Origin of the sequence: Glycocaulis sp. (assembly GCF_050485565.1) — a bacterium.
Classification (GTDB): Bacteria; Pseudomonadota; Alphaproteobacteria; order Caulobacterales; family Maricaulaceae; genus Glycocaulis.
This window is the reverse complement of the sequence record NZ_JBJHBQ010000012.1, coordinates 1-18,965: the sequence shown is the minus strand read 5'-3', so window position 1 is coordinate 18,965 and position 18,965 is coordinate 1. Positions and strand designations below refer to the sequence as shown.

Sequence of the window (18,965 nt, the reverse complement as noted above, 5' to 3'; positions counted from 1 at the left end):
CTTATGTATGATTTCTCGCTCCAGCTTCTCCTTGCCGTCTTCGCGGTCTTCATCCTTGCGTGCCTGGGTTATGGCCTGCTGCGCCTAAGGGCGCTGCGTGCTGACGCAGCAGAGGAATATGCCGACCGTACAGCCACCAAGCCCGCCACTGTGCGCGGTGTCAGCGAGGCTGATTTCATCCGCCTTTATGTGAGAAGTTTTGCGCCGCGCTGGGCTTTCTATCTGGCGGCAGGCTGCGTGATCGCTATCGCTCTCAGCCCGGTTGCGCTGATCCTCATCCCCGCCGCCTATGACCAGCTATGGCTCGCCAGCGGCGCACAGGACTGGGCCGGGCGCGGCGGCTATGTCTTCATGTTCACGGTGTTTTTCGGCGTTGTTGCCTTTGGCGCGCTGCCCGCTTTCGTGCTGGCTCGCCTCCATCACACGAGGGCGCCCGAACCCTTCACCCACGCCCTTGCCCGCGCACGCGGCGAACCGATCCCGGAAGATACAGGCTGGCGCAGACGGCCCAAATGGGCACGCCGGGTGCGCCCTGACGCAGACGTAGACGCCGATAGCAGCGCCAGCGCTGGTGATGGCGCTAGCAGCGATTAGGCTGGGCGCGCAGCAGATCGAAAGGGCAGCGTCGTGAGATATCTCCACACCATGGTGCGCATCAGCGATGTGGACGCCAGCTTGCGCTTCTACTGCGAAGGGCTGGGCTTGAGGGAAGTGCGCCGCATGGACAGCGAGAAGGGACGTTTCACGCTGATTTTCCTGTGTTCGCCTGATGATATTGCCGCGGCAGGCGGGGTGCCGGAAACAGGTTCGCTCCCGGCGGGTCTGCCCTGCATCGAGCTCACCTATAACTGGGACCCGGAAACCTATTCAGGCGGGCGCAATTTCGGCCATCTGGCCTACCGGGTGAAGGATATTTACGCCCTGTGCGCGCGCCTGCAGGGCATGGGCTATACAATTCACCGCCCGCCGCGTGACGGCCACATGGCCTTTGTGCGTTCACCGGACAATATCTCGGTCGAGCTGCTGCAGGAGGGCGAAAGCCTGCCCGCCAAAGAGCCTTGGGCCAGCATGGAGAACACCGGAAGCTGGTAAGACCCAGCTCGCCCTTCGCCAACATTTCATCTGGACAGGATTCATGATTCGACCCTTCAGCCTGCCATGCCTGGCAGTCCTTGGCCTTGCCGCTGCCTGTGCAGCCCAGCCTGCCGTTCCGGCCTTTGAGGGGTTTGCGCCCTGCGCGGATGCCGGTGACTATCCCGCGCTGTCTGACAGTCTGTGCCGGGTGGAGAGTGTGCCATTGCACCCGCTGCACGAGGGCGATGAGAGCGCGATAGAGCTCTTTGTCCGCCTCTTCCCCGAAAGGGATTTGCACGCGCGGCGCGGCGCAGTCTGGCTGATCGCCGGGGGCCCGGGAGAGACCGGTGCGTCCTTCTATCCCTTCCTCGACGAGTTCCGCAGCGCCTTCCCCGGCTATGATCTGGTAATCCCGGATCATCGCGGGACGGGTTATTCCGCCAAGCTCTGCCCGGATCAGGAATCGCCGCAGAGCGCCGATGGTATCGCGCTGGCCGGGGAGGAGTGGGGTCCGTGCATTGGCCAGATGTTTGCCGATCCCGGCCGCGTTCACGGCTTCACCATCACCAATGCCGCCCATGATCTGTCGGCACTGATCGGCCGCCACAGGGAGCCGGGCGAGGTCCTCGTCTATGCCGTGTCCTACGGAACCCAGCTTGCCTTGCGGATGATGCAGGCCGCCCCGGTGGCGCTCGACGGGCTGGTGCTGGACGGTCTTGTCTCCGCCGAAGGTACGCCCGGCGCTGATCTTTCCCGGCGGACGGAGATTGTCGATGCGGTGGGCCGCGATCTGCTGACAGATGACGAACTGGCGGCCTATGCCCGGCTCCTGCACGAAGACTCTGCATCGGCCAGCTGGGCCGGGAGTGTGCCGGGTGGTGATCTGCGCCGCTTCATGGGCGCTTTGCTGAACTTCCCCACGCTCCGGGACCGCATTCCGGCGCTGATCGAGACGCTGGGGCGCGGCGAGACCGGGCTTCTGGACGACACGGCCGCTGAGCTGGAGAGGCTGCTGGCCACACTGGCCGGCTATCCCCAGTCGCCACCCTCCCTGCCGCTGGTCATGCTGATAAGCGGCTCGGAGAACAATGAGCGCCGGGACCTGACGGCCGACACGGTGGCGGCAGAGGCGGCCGATGCCCTGTTTACCAGCCCGCTTCCCGGCCTGCTGGTCGGCATACCCGCACCGTTATACGAGCGCGACGCATACTTTGGCGGCGAACCGGCCAGCCTGCCGCGCACCCTCATCATCCACGGCACGCACGACCCCAATACGCCGTATGAGGGCGCTCGCGCGCACGCTGAACGCCTGGCGCAGGCAGGTGAGGTCAGCTTTACGACATTTGAGGGCGCGGCCCATTTCCTGCCCGTCGTCGCGCCATCATGCTTTGTCCGGGCCGTATCGGCCTTCGTCGAAGGTGCAGACACATTGGAGACATGCCGTCCCTGACGGGGTGCGGGTAAGATTTTATCCACAATCCCTTGACTTTGGTTAATGTTCCGCTTATGTTCTTTATTCGGAGCAGGAGCGGTGCCATGAATTATGCATCGAAATTGAAAGCAAGCGGCGGCGGCTATGCCCGCAATGCGGGCAAGCGCTGGCGTTATGAGGATGAGCGTGAACTGCGCGAGCTGGCCCGGCGCGGCGTGCCGCTGCAGCGCATTTCGCTAAAGCTCGGCCGGCCTGAAGGCGCGATCCGCACCAAGGCGTCTGCCCTGCATCTGGAGCTGGTGGAAGCGCCCGAAAGCGTGCCGGTCGCGCGGCCTGCGCTCAAACCCCGCAAGCTTCAGGTGGGACCGGCGAGCATCGCCCCTTTCGCCCGCGAGGCGCGCCAGCTGGAACTCTTCAACTGATCGGCTGATCTGTACCCCTCGCCAGATCAGCGATTGCGGCCGAGCCGGTCGTGGCTCTCCACCCAGTCCCCCGCCACGACCGCGCTCGCCAGCGATATTTCTCCCGCCAGCACGGTTGCCGCGCATATCTCGATAAAGCGCCCGACCTTGCCCTTGCCCCGGCAGCCCAGAATATCGAGGCACTCGCCTTGCGTCGGCAGCTGTGTGCCGCCGCCAAATGTCGCCACGATCAGGGCCGGCAGGGTGATCGACCAGTAATAGGTCTCGCCATCATCCTCCAGCCGCACAAAGGTCATCGCGGTATGGGATTCGGCGATATTGGCCGCGTCCTGCCCGCAGGCGATGAACAGGGCCGCCAGCCCGTTGGCCGCATGCATGCCGTTATTGGCGCTGCCCGCCATCACCGAGCCGGCAAAGGAGTTGAGCCGGGCGCGGAACAGCGTCGCCGCGTCTACCCCAGCGCGCTCTTTAAGCAGCGCGCTGGGGATCCAGGCTTCCGCGATCACCCGCGCGCCGCGTGAATGCAGCACGTTGAGCTGGGAGTGCTTCTTGTCGGTATCCATCGCGCCGGAGAGGGTATAGCGCGCGCCGCCGGGATGGTTGGCGGCTATCCACTCGCACGCCGCCAGCGTGGCCTTGCCGCACATATTCTGGCCGGCCGCGTCGCCTGTCTCATAGTTGAAGCGTAAGTGGAGCATCGGTCCCACCGAGTAGCGCTCGATATGGGAGAGTTTGGCCACCGACGATGTAGATTCGGCGGCGGCGCGGATACCGTCCAGATTACCGTCCACCCACTGCGCGAACGATCGTGCACTTCTGGCATCGCTGAAGTGAAAAACCGGCGCGCGCTGCATGAAGCGCTCATGGATGGTGGTTTTCACCCCGCCCGCTTCGGTCAGGATACGCATCCCCCGGTTATAGCTCGCCACCAGCGTGCCTTCGGTTGTGGCCAGCGGCACGTAGACATCTTCGTTCACGTGCTCGCCATTGATCCGCAAGGGGCCTGCCAGCCCGATGGGCACCTGCGCCACGCCGATAAAGTTCTCGATATTCCCGGCGGTCACACCGGGGTCAAACGAGTACGACCCGACATGGTCAAGCGGCATGCCGGTGCGGCTGGTGAGAAACGCCCGCCGCATGCGCGCGGCGTCATGCGTATGATCGTTCGTTTTGTCGCGCGGCACGGGCGCACGGGTGTCGTTGCGGCGGTCGGTCATGGCTCCTCCCCGTACGGCCCGCCCGGACTAGCGCCGGGTTTTCAGGGCCTCGTTCTGCAGCACCGCGAGCTCGCCAATGCCCTTGCGGGCCAGCGCAAAGAGCGCGTCGAACTCTTCGGGCTTCATCGGATCAGTTTCGGCGGTCGCCTGTATTTCGACAACCCCGCCATTGGCCGTCAGCACGAAATTGGCGTCTGCGTCCGCCGTGCTGTCTTCCTCATACTCAAGGTCGAGGCGCGCTTCGCCCTTGATGATACCGGCGGAAACCGCCGCGACCTGTCCGGTCACCGGATCGGATTTGAGAAGCCCCTCCTCCATCAGATAGAGACAGGCCGATTTCAGGGCGATCCATGCGCCGGTAATGGCCGCCGTGCGCGTGCCGCCATCGGCCTGCAGCACGTCGCAATCGACGATGATCTGGCGTTCGCCCAGCGCTTTGAGGTCGACAACCGCCCGCAAGGAGCGCCCTATCAGGCGCTGGATTTCCTGTGTGCGGCCTGAAGGCTTGCCACTGGTCACTTCGCGGCGCGTACGCTGATGGGTGGCGCGCGGCAGCATGGCGTATTCGGCTGTCACCCAGCCCTGCCCGCGTCCGCGCAGCCAGGGCGGGGTGGTTTCTTCAACGCTCGCCGCACACAGAACACGCGTATTGCCAAACACGGCAAGGCAGGAACCTTCCGCATAGGGCGCGGCGCCCAGCTCGAAATACACCTCGCGCAGGGCGTCGGCTTGGCGGTTGTCAGGGCGCATAGTGTCTCTCCGGATGAATCTCTGATGCCGACCTAGCCCGAATGTACGCGCGATGAAAGCAGCGCTGGCGGGCAGCGGGCATGGAGACGAGACCATTGCAGCGCGCGCCCGGCTCGCTTAACTGGTTGCCATCATGACAGAGCGGACTTCGCCCCTATCCTCATCGCTGGCCGAACTGGACGCGCGCTCGCGTGATATTTTCCGCGAGCTGGTCGAGGCGTATCTCGATACCGGCGAGCCGGTGGGCTCTCGTACCCTGTCAAAGCGTTCCGCGCTGAACCTCTCGCCTGCCTCCATCCGCAACACCATGGCCGATCTCGCTGGCGCCGGGCTTCTGTCTGCGCCGCATACATCGGCCGGGCGCATGCCGACCCATGCAGGGCTGCGCCTCTTCGTCGACGGCCTGCTGCAGATTGGTGAAGTGGCAGAGGAAGAGCGCCGCGAGATCGATGCCCGCGTCGGCGCGGCGGGTAAGCGGCCTGAAGACGTGCTGGCCGAAGCCTCCTCGCTTCTGTCCGGCCTGGCCGGCGGGGCGGGCCTTGTGGCTTCGCAAAAACAGGACGTGCCGCTGCGCCATGTGGAATTTGTCCCGCTCTCGCCGGTAGAGATCCTCGCCGTGCTGGTGTCGGAATCAGGCGCGGTGGAAAACCGGCTGATGACCGCGCCCGCCGGCTTGCCGCCTGCGGCGCTGGTGGAGGCAGGCAATTACCTCTCCTCCCGGCTCAGGGGGCGCACGCTGGCCGAGGCGCTGTCGGCCATCCAGAGCGAGATCGCCGAAAAGCGCGCCCAGCTGGACGAAACCGCGGCCAGCCTGGTCGAGGCGGGGCTTGCCGACTGGAGCGGGTCGGAAAACCGCTCGCTGATCGTGCGCGGTCAGGCAAAGCTGCTGGAATCGGTCGAGGCCAGCGAGGATCTCGAACGCATCCGCCTGCTGTTTGACGATATCGAGCGCAAGGAAGACCTGCTGGCCCTCCTGGATGAAGCGCGCGGCGCGCAGGGCGTGCGGCTTTTCATCGGTTCGGAGAACCCGCTCTTCTCGCTCTCCGGGTCCAGCGTGATTGTTGCCCCCTATCGCAATCGCGATCAGCGTATTCTGGGTGCGCTGGGGGTGATCGGTCCGACGCGTCTGAACTATGCCCGCGTCATCCCGCTTGTGGATTATACCGCCCAGCTTGTGGGCCGGCTTCTCGACGGACGCAGCTAGCCTCCCTATGTGTCGGTCAACCCGACGCCTTAAGAATGACAACAGGACGCTTTGACATGAGTGATGACAGCAAGAACGGCCAGACCGGCGCTCACGATGATGCAGAGCTGGACGAGGCGGCCGAAGCTGCGATGGAAACCGGAACGGCTGAAGACGGGCTGGAGGCGCTGCAGGGCCAGGTCGATGATCTGCGTGACCGTCTGCTGCGCGCGGTGGCCGATGCGGACAATACCCGCAAGCGCGCCGCCCGCGAGGTGAAGGAAACGCGCGAATACGCCGTCACCGGCTTTGCCCGCGACATGCTCGATATCGCTGACAATCTGGAACGGGCTCTGGGCCTTCTGGGCGACGATGTGCGCGCCAGCCTGCCTGAAAACGTCAAGCCGCTGGTTGAAGGCGTGGAGATGACCCAGCGCCGCCTGATGAGCACGCTGGAGCGTCACGGCGTAAAGCGCATTGACCCGCAACCGGGTGATCCGCTCGATCCCAACCTCCATCAGGCCGCCGCCCAGATCCCCGCAGACCAGCCCAAGGGCCGCATCGCCCATGTGATGCAGCCCGGTTATGTCATTGGCGAGCGCACGCTGCGCGCGGCGATGGTGGTGGTGTCAGCAGGACCGGCTGAAGGCGCAGCGCCCGCCGCAGACGCGCCTGCTACCGCATCCACACAGCCGGGGCAGAAGCCCGGCAGCGGGCTGGATGTGGAAGCCTGATCGTCCAAGGGCCTGAAAAACAAAAAAAGGGCGGCTCGTCAGAGCCGCCCTTTTCACATTCATGCCCGGCGCGTTAGCGGCGCGGCACACGCGTGCGTGGCTCGCCGTTCTGCCAGTAGGTGTTACCGGTCTGATGGTCCTCATACCAGTAGCGGTCATTGTGCTGGTCGTAATAGAGCTGGGAGTGGCGCGGATTATTGGGATTGTGCTGGCACCCGCCCTGTTGCTGGCAGGCAATGGCCGCCCCGGCAATCGCACCACCCACAGCGCCAATGGCAGCCCCGGTGCGCGGATGGCCACTACCGACCTGGTTACCGATCACGGCACCGCCGACGGCACCTACAGCCGCACCCGTTGCGCCGCCGCGTGCAGCTGGCGTCGTGGCACAGGCGGTTGCGATAAGCGGCACGCTAAGTGTCGCGGCTACGAGAACTTTGCGAAACATGTATCACTCTCCCATGGATGCCTTGTGCACGATTAACGGCTTGGTGTGCCGTGAGGTTCCGGGCGCGGTCAAGAAAAAAGCCCCGGCCAAAGGGCGTCCGGGGCTTCTCTCATCTGGCCTGCCAGGGGAATGCAGGCCACCGGCGCGGCAAACGGATCTAGCCGCGGAACTCGCCATTCTGCCAGAAGGTCTGACCCGTGCGCTGGTCGACATAGTAATACCGGCCCGCACGCTGGTCATAATAGAGCTGGGAGTGGTTCTGGTTGTTCTGGTTCCAGCGGCAGCCGCCATCTTCGCGGCAACCGGCATAGGCACCGGCAGCGCCGCCGACCACGGCGCCGATAATGGCACCCTGACGGGCATCCCCGCTGCCGGTATTGTTGCCGATCACGGCACCGGCCAGCGCACCGGCGGCCGCGCCGCCTGCTGCATGGGTCATCGTGTTATTGGCCGCACAACCTGTGACCATCAGGGCAGGTGCCGCCAGAGAGATAATCATCAGCTTCCGCATGGGAGCCTCCATCCAAATCCGTACGGCGAGCCCTCGTGCCGCCGTTGTCCGTGATTGAAACAGACTTTCGCTATACGCAAGATGAACGAAACGGGTTCCGCCGGATTTATTTTCCGCCGGCCCGGACCCGCCGCAGCGTCAGATTGATCCGGCCGGGGCGCAGATGCTCAGGCAGGAGCGTGCTGGTGCCGGGATAAATCCGGTCCACGCCGTGATAGAAGCGCCGCGAGGCCCCGCCCAGCACCACAACATCACCCGAAGACAGCACCATCGACCGTGTAGGGCTTTTGCGTTCAGACCCGCCTAGCCGGAAGCGCGCCCGGTCGCCGAGGCTGATCGAGACGACCGGCGCATCACGCGCATCCTCGTCTGCGTCGATATGCAGGCCCATCCGGGCACCGGGGCCGTAGACATTGATCAGGCAGGCCTGGGGTGGCTGCTGCCAGCCCGACACTGCGCTCCACAGATCGAGAAGCGCCTGCGGCATGGGCGGCCAGGACCTGCCGGTGACGGGGTGGGTGGGCTCATAGCGATAGCCCTTGCGGTCCGCGATCCAGCCCAGCGGGCCAAAATTACTCATCTGTACGCTTAAGGGTGCCCCTGTACGCGGCATGACCGGCTGGTAAAGCGGCGCAGCGTCGATTCCTGCCAGCACATCGGCCAGCAGGCTTTCCTGGGCCGCCCGGCCGAAATAGCCCGGCAGGACGACAAACCCGTCCGGCCCGGTGACCCGGCCAGTGTCCATCACCGCCTAACCCCCGATACCGGCCGTGGCGCGAAAGGCCGTCAGCTGGCCTTGCAAGGTTTCGTGCGCGGCCTGTGTCTGTTCACAGTCCAGAAGAAGGCTGGAACGCAGGACGATGCTGATATGCTCCTCCAGTCCCAGCGCCGCCTCGGTGTCCAGCCATGCGGGAAGGTCTCGCGGGTCCAGCTCGGCAAGACGGGCCGCGATATGTACCGCGTGGCGCTGCTCAGGCGTTTCAAGACAGTCCGCCATCAGATCTGCCAGATGAGGTTCAGCGGCACCTTGCGGGACCAGCATGATAATCACCGGATACTCGGCCTGCGCCGGGCCCAGCCCGTTGATGAAGGCCGCGCTTGAATAGCCGGTCTCATACTCGCTGGCGCTGGCCTGCACGCGGGATGCATCGCGATGGACACCGCCAACGACGGGCATGACACGGCGCATTTCGCTACGCCCGTCCAGAGAAAACCGGCCCTCAGCATCCGTCATGGACGCCGGGCTTGCGGTCAGGGCTTCAAAACGCACCTGCGCACCCTGTACTGGCGCCAGTGTATCGCCATCCACCACCAGACCTTGCGTATCGGGCGCCAGCACATGCTCGCGCTCAATGATGCAGGCGGTCAGGGCGAGCGCCATCAGGGCGACAAGTCCGGTGCGTAGGGGGATCGTGTTCATGTCAGCCTCCTGACGGCTGGGCGCAGCTCATTTCCTGCCACACACTCAATCAGGATTTGGATCGCGCCGGAAGCCGGGCCAGTATGGATGGCAGGCAAGAAGGGGGACGAGGGGAATTATGGCGCTGTTCATCCTGCAACTGGTCCACACCATTGTCTGGGTGGTGGCGGTCACCATGGTGATAGGGCTTGCCGCCTATGTGCTGACCGGGCGGTTTGAACGGTTTGTCCCGTGGGCGCTCGGTTTTCCAGTGCTCATCTTCATCGGCATCCTCATCAATGGTGAGTGCATACTGCAAAGCTGGGCGCGTGAACTTTCCGGAATCGAGGAGGGCTGGGCGCGCGACATTCTCTTCCTGCCCGAACCGGTTGCGCGCGCGACCATGCCGGTTTGCGTGCCCGCTTTTGCTGTAATTGGCGGCGCTGCGGCCTGGCGCTGGTGGAAAGCGGCAGCAAATAAGGCGTAACACACCCTTGCGGCTTCGCTCCCGCCTCCCTAAATCGCCCCGTATCAAGAGGGGTTTTTTCCTGACCGCCTCGAAGGGTTAAAGCAAGACCAGAAACACCAACCTGCACGGGGGGCGGATGACCGGCGAGCCGCCGCAAACGCTTTTTAAGGTTTACGGACCGCGCACCCCGCCCTGCCACAAAGTGGAGAGAATGAGACTATGAGCAAAGTTATCGGCATCGACCTTGGCACCACCAATTCGTGTGTGGCGGTCATGGAAGGCGGGCAGGCCCGCGTCATCGAGAACACCGAAGGCGCGCGCACCACGCCGTCTGTCGTGGCGTTCACCGAAGATGGCGAGCGCCTGATCGGTCAGCCCGCGCGCCGTCAGGCCGTGACCAATCCCGAGCAGACCTTCTTCGCCATCAAGCGCCTTATTGGCCGCAATATGAACGACCCGACGGTCAAGAAGGACGCCGACATGGTGCCCTACAGAATCGTCCCCGGTGATAATGGCGATGCTTGGGTGGAAGGGCGCGACAAGAAATACGCGCCGGCCGAGATATCCGCCTTCATCCTGCAGAAAATGAAAGAGACGGCTGAAAGCTATCTCGGCGAGAAGGTGGAAAAGGCCGTCATCACGGTTCCCGCCTACTTCAATGACGCCCAGCGTCAGGCCACCAAGGACGCCGGCAAGATCGCCGGGCTTGAAGTGCTGCGCATCATCAATGAGCCGACCGCAGCCGCGCTCGCCTATGGCCTCGACAAATCGGGCGAGTCCAAAACCATTGCCGTTTACGACCTTGGCGGCGGCACGTTCGACATCTCCATCCTGGAGATCGGTGACGGCGTGTTCGAGGTGAAGGCCACCAATGGCGACACTTTCCTGGGCGGTGAAGATTTCGACATGCGCATTGTCGATTACCTTGCCGACGAGTTCAAAAAGGAAAACGGCATCGACCTTCGCAAGGACAAGCTGGCCCTCCAGCGCCTGAAGGAAGAGGCTGAAAAGGCCAAGAAGGAGCTCTCCAGCGCCTCTGCCTATGAGGTCAACCTCCCCTTCATCACGGCGGACGCCTCCGGCCCGAAACACCTCAATCTGAAACTTTCCCGCGCCAAGCTGGAAGCGCTGGTTGAAGACCTCATCAAGCGCACGATCGAGCCGTGCAAGGCGGCGCTGAAGGATTCGGGCCTCTCCACCGGTCAGATCGACGAGATCGTTCTGGTCGGCGGCATGACCCGTATGCCCAAGGTGCAGGAGGCGGTGAAAACCTTCTTCGGCAAGGAACCCCATCGCGGCGTGAACCCCGATGAAGTCGTTGCCATGGGCGCGGCCATTCAGGCCGGCGTGCTGCAGGGCGATGTGAAAGACGTGCTGCTGCTCGACGTGACCCCGCTTTCGCTGGGTATCGAGACGCTGGGCGGCGTGTTCACCCGCCTGATCGACCGCAACACCACCATCCCGACCAAGAAGAGCCAGACCTTCTCCACCGCTGATGACAATCAGACGGCGGTGACGATCCGCTGCTTCCAGGGTGAGCGGGAAATGGCCGCTGACAACAAGCTGCTCGGCCAGTTTGATCTGGTCGGTATCCCGCCCGCCCCGCGCGGCATGCCGCAGATCGAGGTGACGTTCGATATCGATGCCAATGGCATTGTGAATGTCTCCGCGAAGGATCAGGCGACCGGCAAGGAGCAGGCGATCCGTATCCAGGCGTCTGGCGGCCTGTCCGACGCTGACATCGAAAAGATGGTGAAGGACGCCGAGGCCAATGCCGAGGCCGACAAGAAGCGCCGCGCGCTGGTCGAGGCCCGCAATAATGCCGAGGCGCTGGTCCACCAGACCGAAAAGCAGCTCGAAGAGTTTGGCGACAAGGTCTCGGCGGAAGACAAATCCTCCATCGAGACCGCCATTTCCGAGTTGAAAGAGGTCAAGGATGGCGAGGATGTCGAAGCCATCCAGCAGAAGACGCAAGCTGTCCTGCAGGCGGCCATGAAGCTGGGTGAGGCGATGTACGCCCAGCAGCAATCCGCTGGCGGTGATGATGGCGGTTCGGACGACAACACCCCGGACGGGGATGATGTGGTCGATGCCGAGTTCACCGAAGTGGACGGCGACGACAAGAAGAAGAGCGCCTGATAACGGCGTGTAGATGCTGACAGCCCCGGCTCCCTGAAGGTGGGCCGGGGCTTTTGCCTGATACCAGCAAGCATTCAGACCGGCGGACCATGGCCAAGCGAGACTATTACGAAATCCTGGGTGTTGAACGCACCGCCGATGCGGGCGCGATAAAGAGCGCCTACCGCAAGCTGGCCATGCAGTTTCACCCCGACCGCAATCCGGGTGATGCGGAAGCCGAAGCCAAGTTCAAGGAAGTGGGCGAGGCTTACGCCATCCTGTCGGACGCCGACAAGCGCGCCGCCTATGACCGGATGGGCCACGCCGCCTTCCAGAATGGCGGGGCTGGCGCAGGCGGTCCGTTCGGGCCGGGCGGATTTGGCGGCGCAGCCGATTTTGCCGATATTTTCGAGCAGGTCTTTGGCGATGCCTTTGCCGGGCGTGGCGGCGGACGCCGGCGTTCCGGCCCGGCGCGCGGCTCTGATCTGCGCTATGACATGGAAATCACGCTGGAAGAGGCGTTCAACGGCAAGGATGCCAAGATACGCGTCCCCACCACCGTCTCCTGCGGCCATTGCGAGGGATCGGGCGCCGAACCCGGCTCCAAGATCATCACCTGCGAAACCTGTAACGGGGCAGGGCGCATCCGCCGCACACAAGGCTTCTTCACCATGGAGCAGACCTGCCCGACCTGTGGCGGGCGTGGCCAGTATGTCGAAACGCCCTGCCGGGAATGCGACGGCGTGGGCCGGGTGCGCAAGAACCGGGAGCTGCAGGTGCAGGTGCCGCCGGGCGTCGAGGACGGCATGCGTATCCGCCTTGCCGGTGAAGGCGAGGCGGGCGGGCGCGGCGGCCCTCCGGGCGATCTCTATATTTTCATCTCCGTCAGGCCGCACGACATTTTCGAGCGCGACGGACCCAATCTCTATTGCCGGGCGACCGTACCCATGGTCACCGCGGCGCTGGGCGGCGAGATTCTGGCCCCCACCATCGAAGGCGGGCGCGCCGAAATGCACATCCCTGCAGGCTCCCAGACCGGGCGGCGCATGCGCCTGAAGGGCAAGGGCATGGCGCGCCTCAAAGGCGGCGGTGCACGCGGCGACATGTTTGTCGAGCTGTTTGTCGAGACCCCGCAAAAGCTGTGCGAGCGCCAGAAAGAGCTCTTGCGCGAATTCTGCGAGCTGTCCGGCGATGGCTGCAATCCCGACAGCGACGGTTTCTTCAAGAAGGTCAAGCGCTTCTGGGATGATGTGCGCGGCGATGATGAAGCGCGCCCCAGTGCCTGATTCACCGTCATTCACGCCCTGCTAACCGAATGGGTCTGCAATATCAGGTATGATTGCGGGCGGGAGTGAAAGCAGTGAGCACGCCACCGGGCAAAATTCTCAAGATTGCGGTTCTGGGCGCTTCGGGGCGGCTTGGCCGTCTCATCATGGCCGAGATCACGCGCCGGCCCGATATGGAGCTCGTGGCGGGCGTTGTCCGCCACGATTCGGTGATGCTGGGCGCCGATCTGGGCGAGCTGGCAGACACCGCCCTGACCGGCATCGAAACCAGCGTCTCCATGCGCGATGCGGCGGACGCGGCCGATCTGGTGATTGATGTCTCCGGACCGCAGGCCTCGGCCGCCTTTGCCCGGCAAATCACAGAGCGCGGCGGACCGCCTTTCGTGTGCGGCGTTACCGGGCTTGGCCAGGACGAGATGGCGATGCTCAACGCCGCCTCGCAATCAGTGCCGGTGCTCTATGCGCGCAATTTCTCGCTGGGCGCTGCGGTCATGCGCTGGCTCGCCGGGGAGGCCGCACGGCTATTGCCGTCCGAGCAGTTTGACCTGGAAATCGTCGAGACCCATCATCGCCGCAAGGCCGATGCGCCCTCCGGCACGGCATTGGCCATTGGCGAGGCGGCCGCAGAGGCGCGCGGGCTCGATTTCGAAACCCAGGCCATTTTCGACCGGCCGCGTCAGGGTAATGCCCGCCCCGTAGGCGCGATAGGGTTTTCTGCCATTCGCGGCGGCGGCGCAATTGGCGAGCATTCCGCCCTGTTTCTCGGCGCGTTCGAGGAGCTGGAAATCCGCCACCGCGCCAATGACCGCTTCATCTTTGCGCGCGGCGCGCTGGAAGCGGGCAAATGGCTGACCGGGCAGGCACCGGGCCTTTACGGCATTGAGGATGTGCTGGGGTTGAAGTGACCCTAGTGCGCCTGCCCCCAGGTGAGGGCGGCCTTGGCCTCCACCACCAGCGGGACGGACAGATCGACCGCAGGCAGGGCCGCCTTGCCCATCACCTCCTGCACCAGCGGGATCAGCGCATCGGCCTCGCCTTCAGGGCATTCAAAGACCAGCTCGTCATGCACCTGCAAGAGCATGCGCGCTTTCAGGCCCGCCTCTTCAATTGCCGCGTCCATGCGCGCCATGGCGCGCCGGATGATGTCGGCGGCTGAGCCCTGAATGGGTGCGTTGATGGCCTGACGCTCGGCGAACTGGCGCATGGCCGGGTTCTTGTCGCGAATGCCGGGGAAGTGGCAGCGCCGGCCGAACACGGTCTCGATATAGCCCTGCTCGCGCGCGGTCTCCTTCATCGCGTCCATATAGCTGGCGATGCCGGGGAATTTTTCAAAATAGCTTTCGATATAGGCTTTCGCCTCATCGCGCTTGATCCCCAGATTATTGGCCAGGCCAAAGGCGGAAATCCCGTAAATAATGCCAAAATTGATGGCCTTCGCCTTGCGCCGCGTCGCGCCGTCCATCTGGTCCAGCGGCACGCCGAACATTTCAGACGCCGTCATGGCGTGAATGTCATGGCCGGCTTTAAACGCGTCTTTCAGGGCATCGACGCCGGCAATATGAGCCAGCAGCCTCAATTCGATCTGGGAATAGTCCGCCGCCACCAGCACATGCCCCTTTTCCGCCACGAAGGCTTCGCGGATCAGGCGGCCTTCCTCGGTGCGGATCGGGATGTTCTGCAGATTGGGGTCGGAGCTGGAGAGCCGCCCCGTCGTCGTCGCGGCGAGCGAGAAGCTGGTATGCACGCGCCCCGTATCCGGATTGATCGCGGCTTTTAGGGCGTCCGAATAGGTGGATTTCAGCTTGGCAAACTGCCGCCAGGTCAGCAGCGCGCGCGGCAGGGCATGGCCCTCATTGGCGAGTTCCTCCAGCACGCTCGCATCGGTGGACCAGGCGCCGGTCTTGGTCTTCTTGCCGCCCGGCAGGCCCATATCACCAAAGATGATATCGCCGATCTGTTTGGGGCTGCCAAGATTGAAGCGCGTGCCTGCGGCCTCGAACGCTTCCTCCTCGGCCTCAGCCATGCGCTGGGCAAACTCCGAAGACAGGCGGGAGAGCTGGGCGACATCGACCTTGATGCCATTGAGCTCCATGCGCGCCAGCACGGCGGGCATGGGCCGCTCCAGCGTCTCGTAGACGGTGGCAAGCCCCTTGCCCGCAAGGCCGGGCTTTAAAAGCTCGTAGAGGCGCAGCGTGATGTCGGCGTCCTCGGCGGCGTATTCGGTCGCGCGTTTAAGGTCGATCTCGCCAAAATGCTTCTGGTTTTTCCCGGTGCCCGCCACTTCCTTGAAGGCGACCGGCTTGTGGCCGAGGTGCAGTTCGGAGAGCTCGTCCATGCCATGCCCGTGCAGGCCCGCCTCCTGCACATAGGAGATCAGCATGGTGTCATCGATCGGGGCCATGTTGATGCCCTGGCGGGCCAGCACCGCCAGATCATATTTGATATTCTGGCCGGCTTTCAGGACGGCGGGGTCTTCCAGCAGCGGTTTTAAAAGCCCGATAGCCTCGGCCATCTCGATCTGCTCAGGTCTTCCCCCGCCATCGGCGAGGTCGCCGCCTAAGTGGCCCAGCGGGATATAGCAGGCTTCGCCGGGCTTTACCGCGATGGAAATACCGACAAGCCCGGCCGCCGTCGCCGACAGCGCATCGGTCTCGGTATCGACCGCGATGACGCGCATGCGCTTTGCTTTCGCGATCCAGCTTTGAAGGGCGTCCACCGTCTGCACGCAGGCATAGCCGGAACGGTCAATCGGCGCGGTCGCATCGCCTGTCTCGTCGGCAGGCCCGGCCCCCAGCGCCTCCTCGACGCGCCGCGTGATGGTGCGGAACTCCATGGAGCGCAAAAACGCGATCAGCTTTTCGCCGTCCGGGTCCGCCGCGCCGAAATCCTCCAGCGGATCAGGGGTTTCGATATCGTCTTTCAGCGTCACCAGCAGCTTGGAAATGCGCGCATTCTCTGCATTCTCGATCAGCTTGGTGCGCCGCGCGGGCTGCTTGATCTCTTCCGCCCGCGCCAGCAGGGTTTCAAGATCGCCATAGGTGTTGATGAGTTCGGCGGCCGTCTTGATGCCAATGCCCGGCACGCCCGGCACATTGTCCACGCTGTCACCTGCCAGCGCCTGCACGTCGATGACGCGCTCCGGGCCAACGCCGAACTTCTCGCGTACCTCCGCATCGCCAATCCGGCGCACCTTCATCGGGTCCAGCAGCGTCACCTGCCCGTTGACCAGCTGCATCAGATCCTTGTCGGAGGAGGCGATGGTGACGCGCGCGCCCTTCTCGGCGGCCTGGCGGGCATAGGTGGCAATCAGGTCATCGGCCTCAAACCCGTCCATCTCGATACAGGGCAGGTCAAACGCCTTGGTGGCATCGCGGATGATGGCGAACTGGGGCCGCAAATCTTCGGGCGGTTCGGGCCGGTGGGCCTTGTATTCGGGATAGATCTCGTTGCGGAAGGTCTTGGCCGAATGATCGAAAATCACGGCCAGATGCGTCGGCTGGTCCTCGCCCTTCAGATCCTCCAGGAGCTTCCACAGCATGTTGCAGAAACCCTGCACCGCGCCGACCGGCGTGCCGTCAGAGCGCGTCAGCGGCGGCAGGGCGTGATAGGCGCGGAAGATATAGCCCGACCCGTCCACCAGATAGACATGGGAATCCTTCGTGACGGGGCGTGTCGTGGCCATGGGTAGCGTCCTTGGGAAGCGAGCGAGGGAGTATCGAGGGCGCAAACTAGGCCCGCTTCGAGATCGGGGCAATCAGGCGGGGTCAGGTCACTCCGCGATTCCCCAGCCCTCAAGGCAGGGGGCACTCTCCTCATCTGGGATGGCGGCGCGCACGAAGGCAATCTGGGTTTCGTCCAGCTCCCAGCACGGCTCGCCGGTCAGCGGCGGTTCGTCCGGGTTGTAGAAGAAGCGGATGGACCAGCGGTGCAGGGCCACCTGACTGGCCACCTCGATACGTGGCATACGGGCCGCGGCCTCCAGCGCGGGAGGATATATCTCCCCCGACCAGTGGGAGCGCATATACCCGTCGCGCAAGCGGCCGAAATCGATCAGGTCCGGCTCCACGGAGCCTTCAGCACGCCGCCTCTCGGCGTTGGCGATCCAGCAATCGATTGCCGCCACATTGCCCCGCATGCCGTCTTCAAACGAGCCGCCATCAACTCCAAACCAAGGTTCGCATGCTGCTAGCGGGTCGAGGGCAGATGCACTGCCGTCGCTACCGGCGGGCGCGGAGTTGCCGCACGCCGCCGCCGCCAGACATGCCGTCAGTGCCGCAAGGTGTTTCAGCGTCATTGCCCACCCCCCTCTTTTGTCATGTGAAACATGGCGGATGGGGCGCCTATGGGCTAGAAAAAACCCATGAGCGAGAACACGAATCAGGAATATGGCGCGGACAGCATCAAGGTCCTCAAAGGGCTGGATGCCGTACGCAAACGTCCGGGCATGTATATCGGGGATACCGATGACGGTTCGGGCCTGCATCACATGGTCTATGAGGTGGTCGATAACGCCATTGACGAGGCGCTGGCGGGCCACTGCACAGAGGTGCGCGTAACGCTGCATGCGGACGGTTCGGCGAGCGTCTCCGATGACGGGCGCGGCGTGCCGACCGCCATCCATGAGGGCGAGGGCGTCTCGGCGGCGCAGGTCATCATGACCCAGCTGCATGCCGGCGGTAAGTTCGACCAGAATTCCTACAAAGTGTCAGGCGGCCTGCACGGCGTCGGCGTGTCGGTGGTGAACGCGCTGTCGGAATGGCTGGACCTCACCATCTGGCGTGATGGCAAGACGCACTATATGCGCTTCATCCATGGCGAGCCGAAGGATGGCGAAGATCTGAAGGTCATTGGCGAGGCGCCGCTGCGTCCCAATGGCAAGCCGCTGACCGGCACCGAAGTGCGCTTCCTGCCCTCAGACAAGACCTTCTCCGACATCGTGTTCGAGCGCGCGCGCCTGCACCACCGCCTTAGGGAGCTCGCCTTCCTCAATTCGGGCGTCCGCATTGTCCTGCGCGATGAGCGCGAGGCGGAAGCCTTTGAGGAAGTGCTGCAATATGATGGCGGGGTGGCCGCCTTCGTGAAGCATCTTGATCGCGCCAAATCCCCGATCTTCCCGGAGCCGATCGTCATCCTGGGTGATCGTGACGGAGTGACGGTGGAGGCCGCGCTGCAGTGGAATGACAGCTATCACGAGAACATGCTGTGCTTCACCAACAACATCCCCCAGAGAGATGGCGGCACGCATTTGGCCGGTTTTCGCGGCGCGCTGACCCGCATCATCAATAATTACGCGGCGAGCTCTGGTCTGGCTTCAAAAGCCAAGGTCGCCATTACCGGCGATGATGCGCGCGAGGGGCTGACCTGCGTGCTCTCGGTGAAGGTGCCGGACCCGAAATTCTCGTCCCAGACCAAGGACAAGCTGGTTTCATCCGAAGTGCGCCCGGCCGTTGAGGGCGCGGTGTTTGAACAGCTGTCCGAATGGTTTGAGGAACACCCGGCCGAGGCCAAGGGCATTGTCTCGAAAATCATCGAGGCGGCTGCGGCCCGCGAAGCTGCCCGCAAGGCCCGCGAGCTGACCCGGCGCAAGAGCGCGCTCGACATCACTTCGCTGCCCGGCAAGCTGGCCGATTGTCAGGAAAAAGACCCGTCCAAGTCTGAAATCTTCATCGTCGAGGGTGATTCCGCCGGTGGCTCGGCCAAGCAGGGCCGCAACCGTGAAAATCAGGCCGTGCTGCCGCTGCGGGGTAAAATCCTCAATGTGGAGCGGGCGCGCTTTGACAAGATGCTGTCATCCGATCAGGTCGGCACGCTGATTACCGCGCTTGGTACCGGCATTGGCCGCGACCAGATCGACTACAACAAGCTGCGCTATCACAAGGTCATCATCATGACCGACGCCGACGTGGACGGCGCGCATATCCGCAC

The 18,965-nt window shown here is 63.8% G+C and carries 19 protein-coding genes; 11 read left to right on the top strand and 8 right to left on the bottom strand.

The features are described from left to right. The first annotated feature begins 3 nt into the window (after positions 1 to 3). The 4 genes from ACQ5ID_RS12470 to ACQ5ID_RS12455 all read left to right on the top strand — a co-directional run bounded on the left by ACQ5ID_RS12470 (position 4) and on the right by ACQ5ID_RS12455 (position 2,928). Positions 4 to 594 (top strand): hypothetical protein, encoded by a 591-nt coding sequence (locus ACQ5ID_RS12470; RefSeq protein WP_429912765.1) that lies wholly within the window; start codon positions 4 to 6, stop codon positions 592 to 594. A gap of 33 nt (positions 595 to 627) precedes the next feature. Then, entirely contained in the window at positions 628 to 1,092 is a 465-nt protein-coding gene (locus ACQ5ID_RS12465) for a VOC family protein (RefSeq protein ID WP_429912764.1), read from the top strand. A gap of 43 nt (positions 1,093 to 1,135) precedes the next feature. Beyond that, on the top strand, positions 1,136 to 2,524 hold the full coding sequence (locus ACQ5ID_RS12460) for an alpha/beta fold hydrolase (protein WP_429912763.1): 1,389 nt from the start codon (positions 1,136 to 1,138) through the stop codon (positions 2,522 to 2,524). An 86-nt stretch (positions 2,525 to 2,610) separates the two neighbouring features. Continuing rightward, positions 2,611 to 2,928 (top strand): hypothetical protein, encoded by a 318-nt coding sequence (locus ACQ5ID_RS12455; RefSeq protein ID WP_429912762.1) that lies wholly within the window; start codon positions 2,611 to 2,613, stop codon positions 2,926 to 2,928. A gap of 26 nt (positions 2,929 to 2,954) precedes the next feature. On the opposite strand, the gene ACQ5ID_RS12450 is transcribed toward ACQ5ID_RS12455, so the two are convergent. Both ACQ5ID_RS12450 and rph read right to left on the bottom strand, forming a co-directional pair. After that, a complete protein-coding gene (locus ACQ5ID_RS12450; protein WP_429912761.1) occupies positions 2,955 to 4,145 on the bottom strand; it encodes a hydroxymethylglutaryl-CoA reductase in 1,191 nt (396 codons plus the stop codon). Positions 4,146 to 4,172: 27 nt separating this feature from the next. After that, positions 4,173 to 4,895, bottom strand: a complete 723-nt coding sequence (rph, locus tag ACQ5ID_RS12445; RefSeq protein WP_429912760.1) for a ribonuclease PH — start codon at positions 4,893 to 4,895, stop codon at positions 4,173 to 4,175. Positions 4,896 to 5,028: 133 nt separating this feature from the next. Between rph and hrcA the strand changes: the two genes are divergently transcribed. Together hrcA and grpE are read left to right on the top strand one after the other, a co-directional pair. After that, positions 5,029 to 6,099, top strand: coding sequence for a heat-inducible transcriptional repressor HrcA (gene hrcA / locus ACQ5ID_RS12440; protein ID WP_429912759.1), 1,071 nt, complete (start codon positions 5,029 to 5,031; stop codon positions 6,097 to 6,099). A gap of 56 nt (positions 6,100 to 6,155) precedes the next feature. Then, positions 6,156 to 6,812 carry a nucleotide exchange factor GrpE gene (gene grpE, locus ACQ5ID_RS12435; protein ID WP_429912758.1) on the top strand — a complete coding sequence of 219 codons (657 nt, stop codon included), beginning with the start codon at positions 6,156 to 6,158 and terminating at the stop codon, positions 6,810 to 6,812. A gap of 73 nt (positions 6,813 to 6,885) precedes the next feature. Here the strand turns inward: grpE and ACQ5ID_RS12430 are convergent, their stop codons facing one another. The 4 genes from ACQ5ID_RS12430 to ACQ5ID_RS12415 form a co-directional block, all read right to left on the bottom strand. Then, positions 6,886 to 7,257, bottom strand: coding sequence for a YMGG-like glycine zipper-containing protein (locus ACQ5ID_RS12430; RefSeq protein WP_429912757.1), 372 nt, complete (start codon positions 7,255 to 7,257; stop codon positions 6,886 to 6,888). A 157-nt stretch (positions 7,258 to 7,414) separates the two neighbouring features. Beyond that, positions 7,415 to 7,768, bottom strand: coding sequence for a YMGG-like glycine zipper-containing protein (locus tag ACQ5ID_RS12425; RefSeq protein ID WP_429912756.1), 354 nt, complete (start codon positions 7,766 to 7,768; stop codon positions 7,415 to 7,417). 106 nt (positions 7,769 to 7,874) lie between these two features. Beyond that, on the bottom strand, positions 7,875 to 8,513 hold the full coding sequence (locus ACQ5ID_RS12420; RefSeq protein WP_429912755.1) for an alpha-ketoglutarate-dependent dioxygenase AlkB family protein: 639 nt from the start codon (positions 8,511 to 8,513) through the stop codon (positions 7,875 to 7,877). Between the two features lie 6 nt (positions 8,514 to 8,519). Then, entirely contained in the window at positions 8,520 to 9,188 is a 669-nt protein-coding gene (locus tag ACQ5ID_RS12415) for a hypothetical protein (protein WP_429912754.1), read from the bottom strand. Between the two features lie 118 nt (positions 9,189 to 9,306). On the opposite strand from ACQ5ID_RS12415, the gene ACQ5ID_RS12410 reads away from it, so the two are divergent. The 4 genes from ACQ5ID_RS12410 (at position 9,307) to dapB (ending at position 13,945) form a co-directional block, all read left to right on the top strand. Then, positions 9,307 to 9,654 (top strand): hypothetical protein, encoded by a 348-nt coding sequence (locus ACQ5ID_RS12410; protein WP_429912753.1) that lies wholly within the window; start codon positions 9,307 to 9,309, stop codon positions 9,652 to 9,654. A 201-nt stretch (positions 9,655 to 9,855) separates the two neighbouring features. Further along, positions 9,856 to 11,775 carry a molecular chaperone DnaK gene (dnaK, locus tag ACQ5ID_RS12405; protein ID WP_429912752.1) on the top strand — a complete coding sequence of 640 codons (1,920 nt, stop codon included), beginning with the start codon at positions 9,856 to 9,858 and terminating at the stop codon, positions 11,773 to 11,775. An 89-nt stretch (positions 11,776 to 11,864) separates the two neighbouring features. Further along, positions 11,865 to 13,040, top strand: a complete 1,176-nt coding sequence (gene dnaJ, locus ACQ5ID_RS12400) for a molecular chaperone DnaJ (protein ID WP_429912813.1) — start codon at positions 11,865 to 11,867, stop codon at positions 13,038 to 13,040. A gap of 74 nt (positions 13,041 to 13,114) precedes the next feature. After that, positions 13,115 to 13,945, top strand: coding sequence for a 4-hydroxy-tetrahydrodipicolinate reductase (gene dapB, locus ACQ5ID_RS12395; protein WP_429912751.1), 831 nt, complete (start codon positions 13,115 to 13,117; stop codon positions 13,943 to 13,945). Positions 13,946 to 13,947: 2 nt separating this feature from the next. On the opposite strand, the gene polA is transcribed toward dapB, so the two are convergent. Further along, positions 13,948 to 16,722 (bottom strand): DNA polymerase I, encoded by a 2,775-nt coding sequence (polA, locus tag ACQ5ID_RS12390; RefSeq protein WP_429912750.1) that lies wholly within the window; start codon positions 16,720 to 16,722, stop codon positions 13,948 to 13,950. 87 nt (positions 16,723 to 16,809) lie between these two features. Beyond that, the gene (locus ACQ5ID_RS12385; protein ID WP_429912749.1) at positions 16,810 to 17,334 is read right to left on the bottom strand and encodes a hypothetical protein; all 525 of its coding nucleotides are present in this window, start codon (positions 17,332 to 17,334) and stop codon (positions 16,810 to 16,812) included. A 66-nt stretch (positions 17,335 to 17,400) separates the two neighbouring features. On the opposite strand from ACQ5ID_RS12385, the gene ACQ5ID_RS12380 reads away from it, so the two are divergent. Continuing rightward, a partial coding sequence (locus tag ACQ5ID_RS12380; protein ID WP_429912748.1) for a DNA gyrase subunit B occupies positions 17,401 to 18,965 on the top strand: 1,565 nt, incomplete at its 3' end.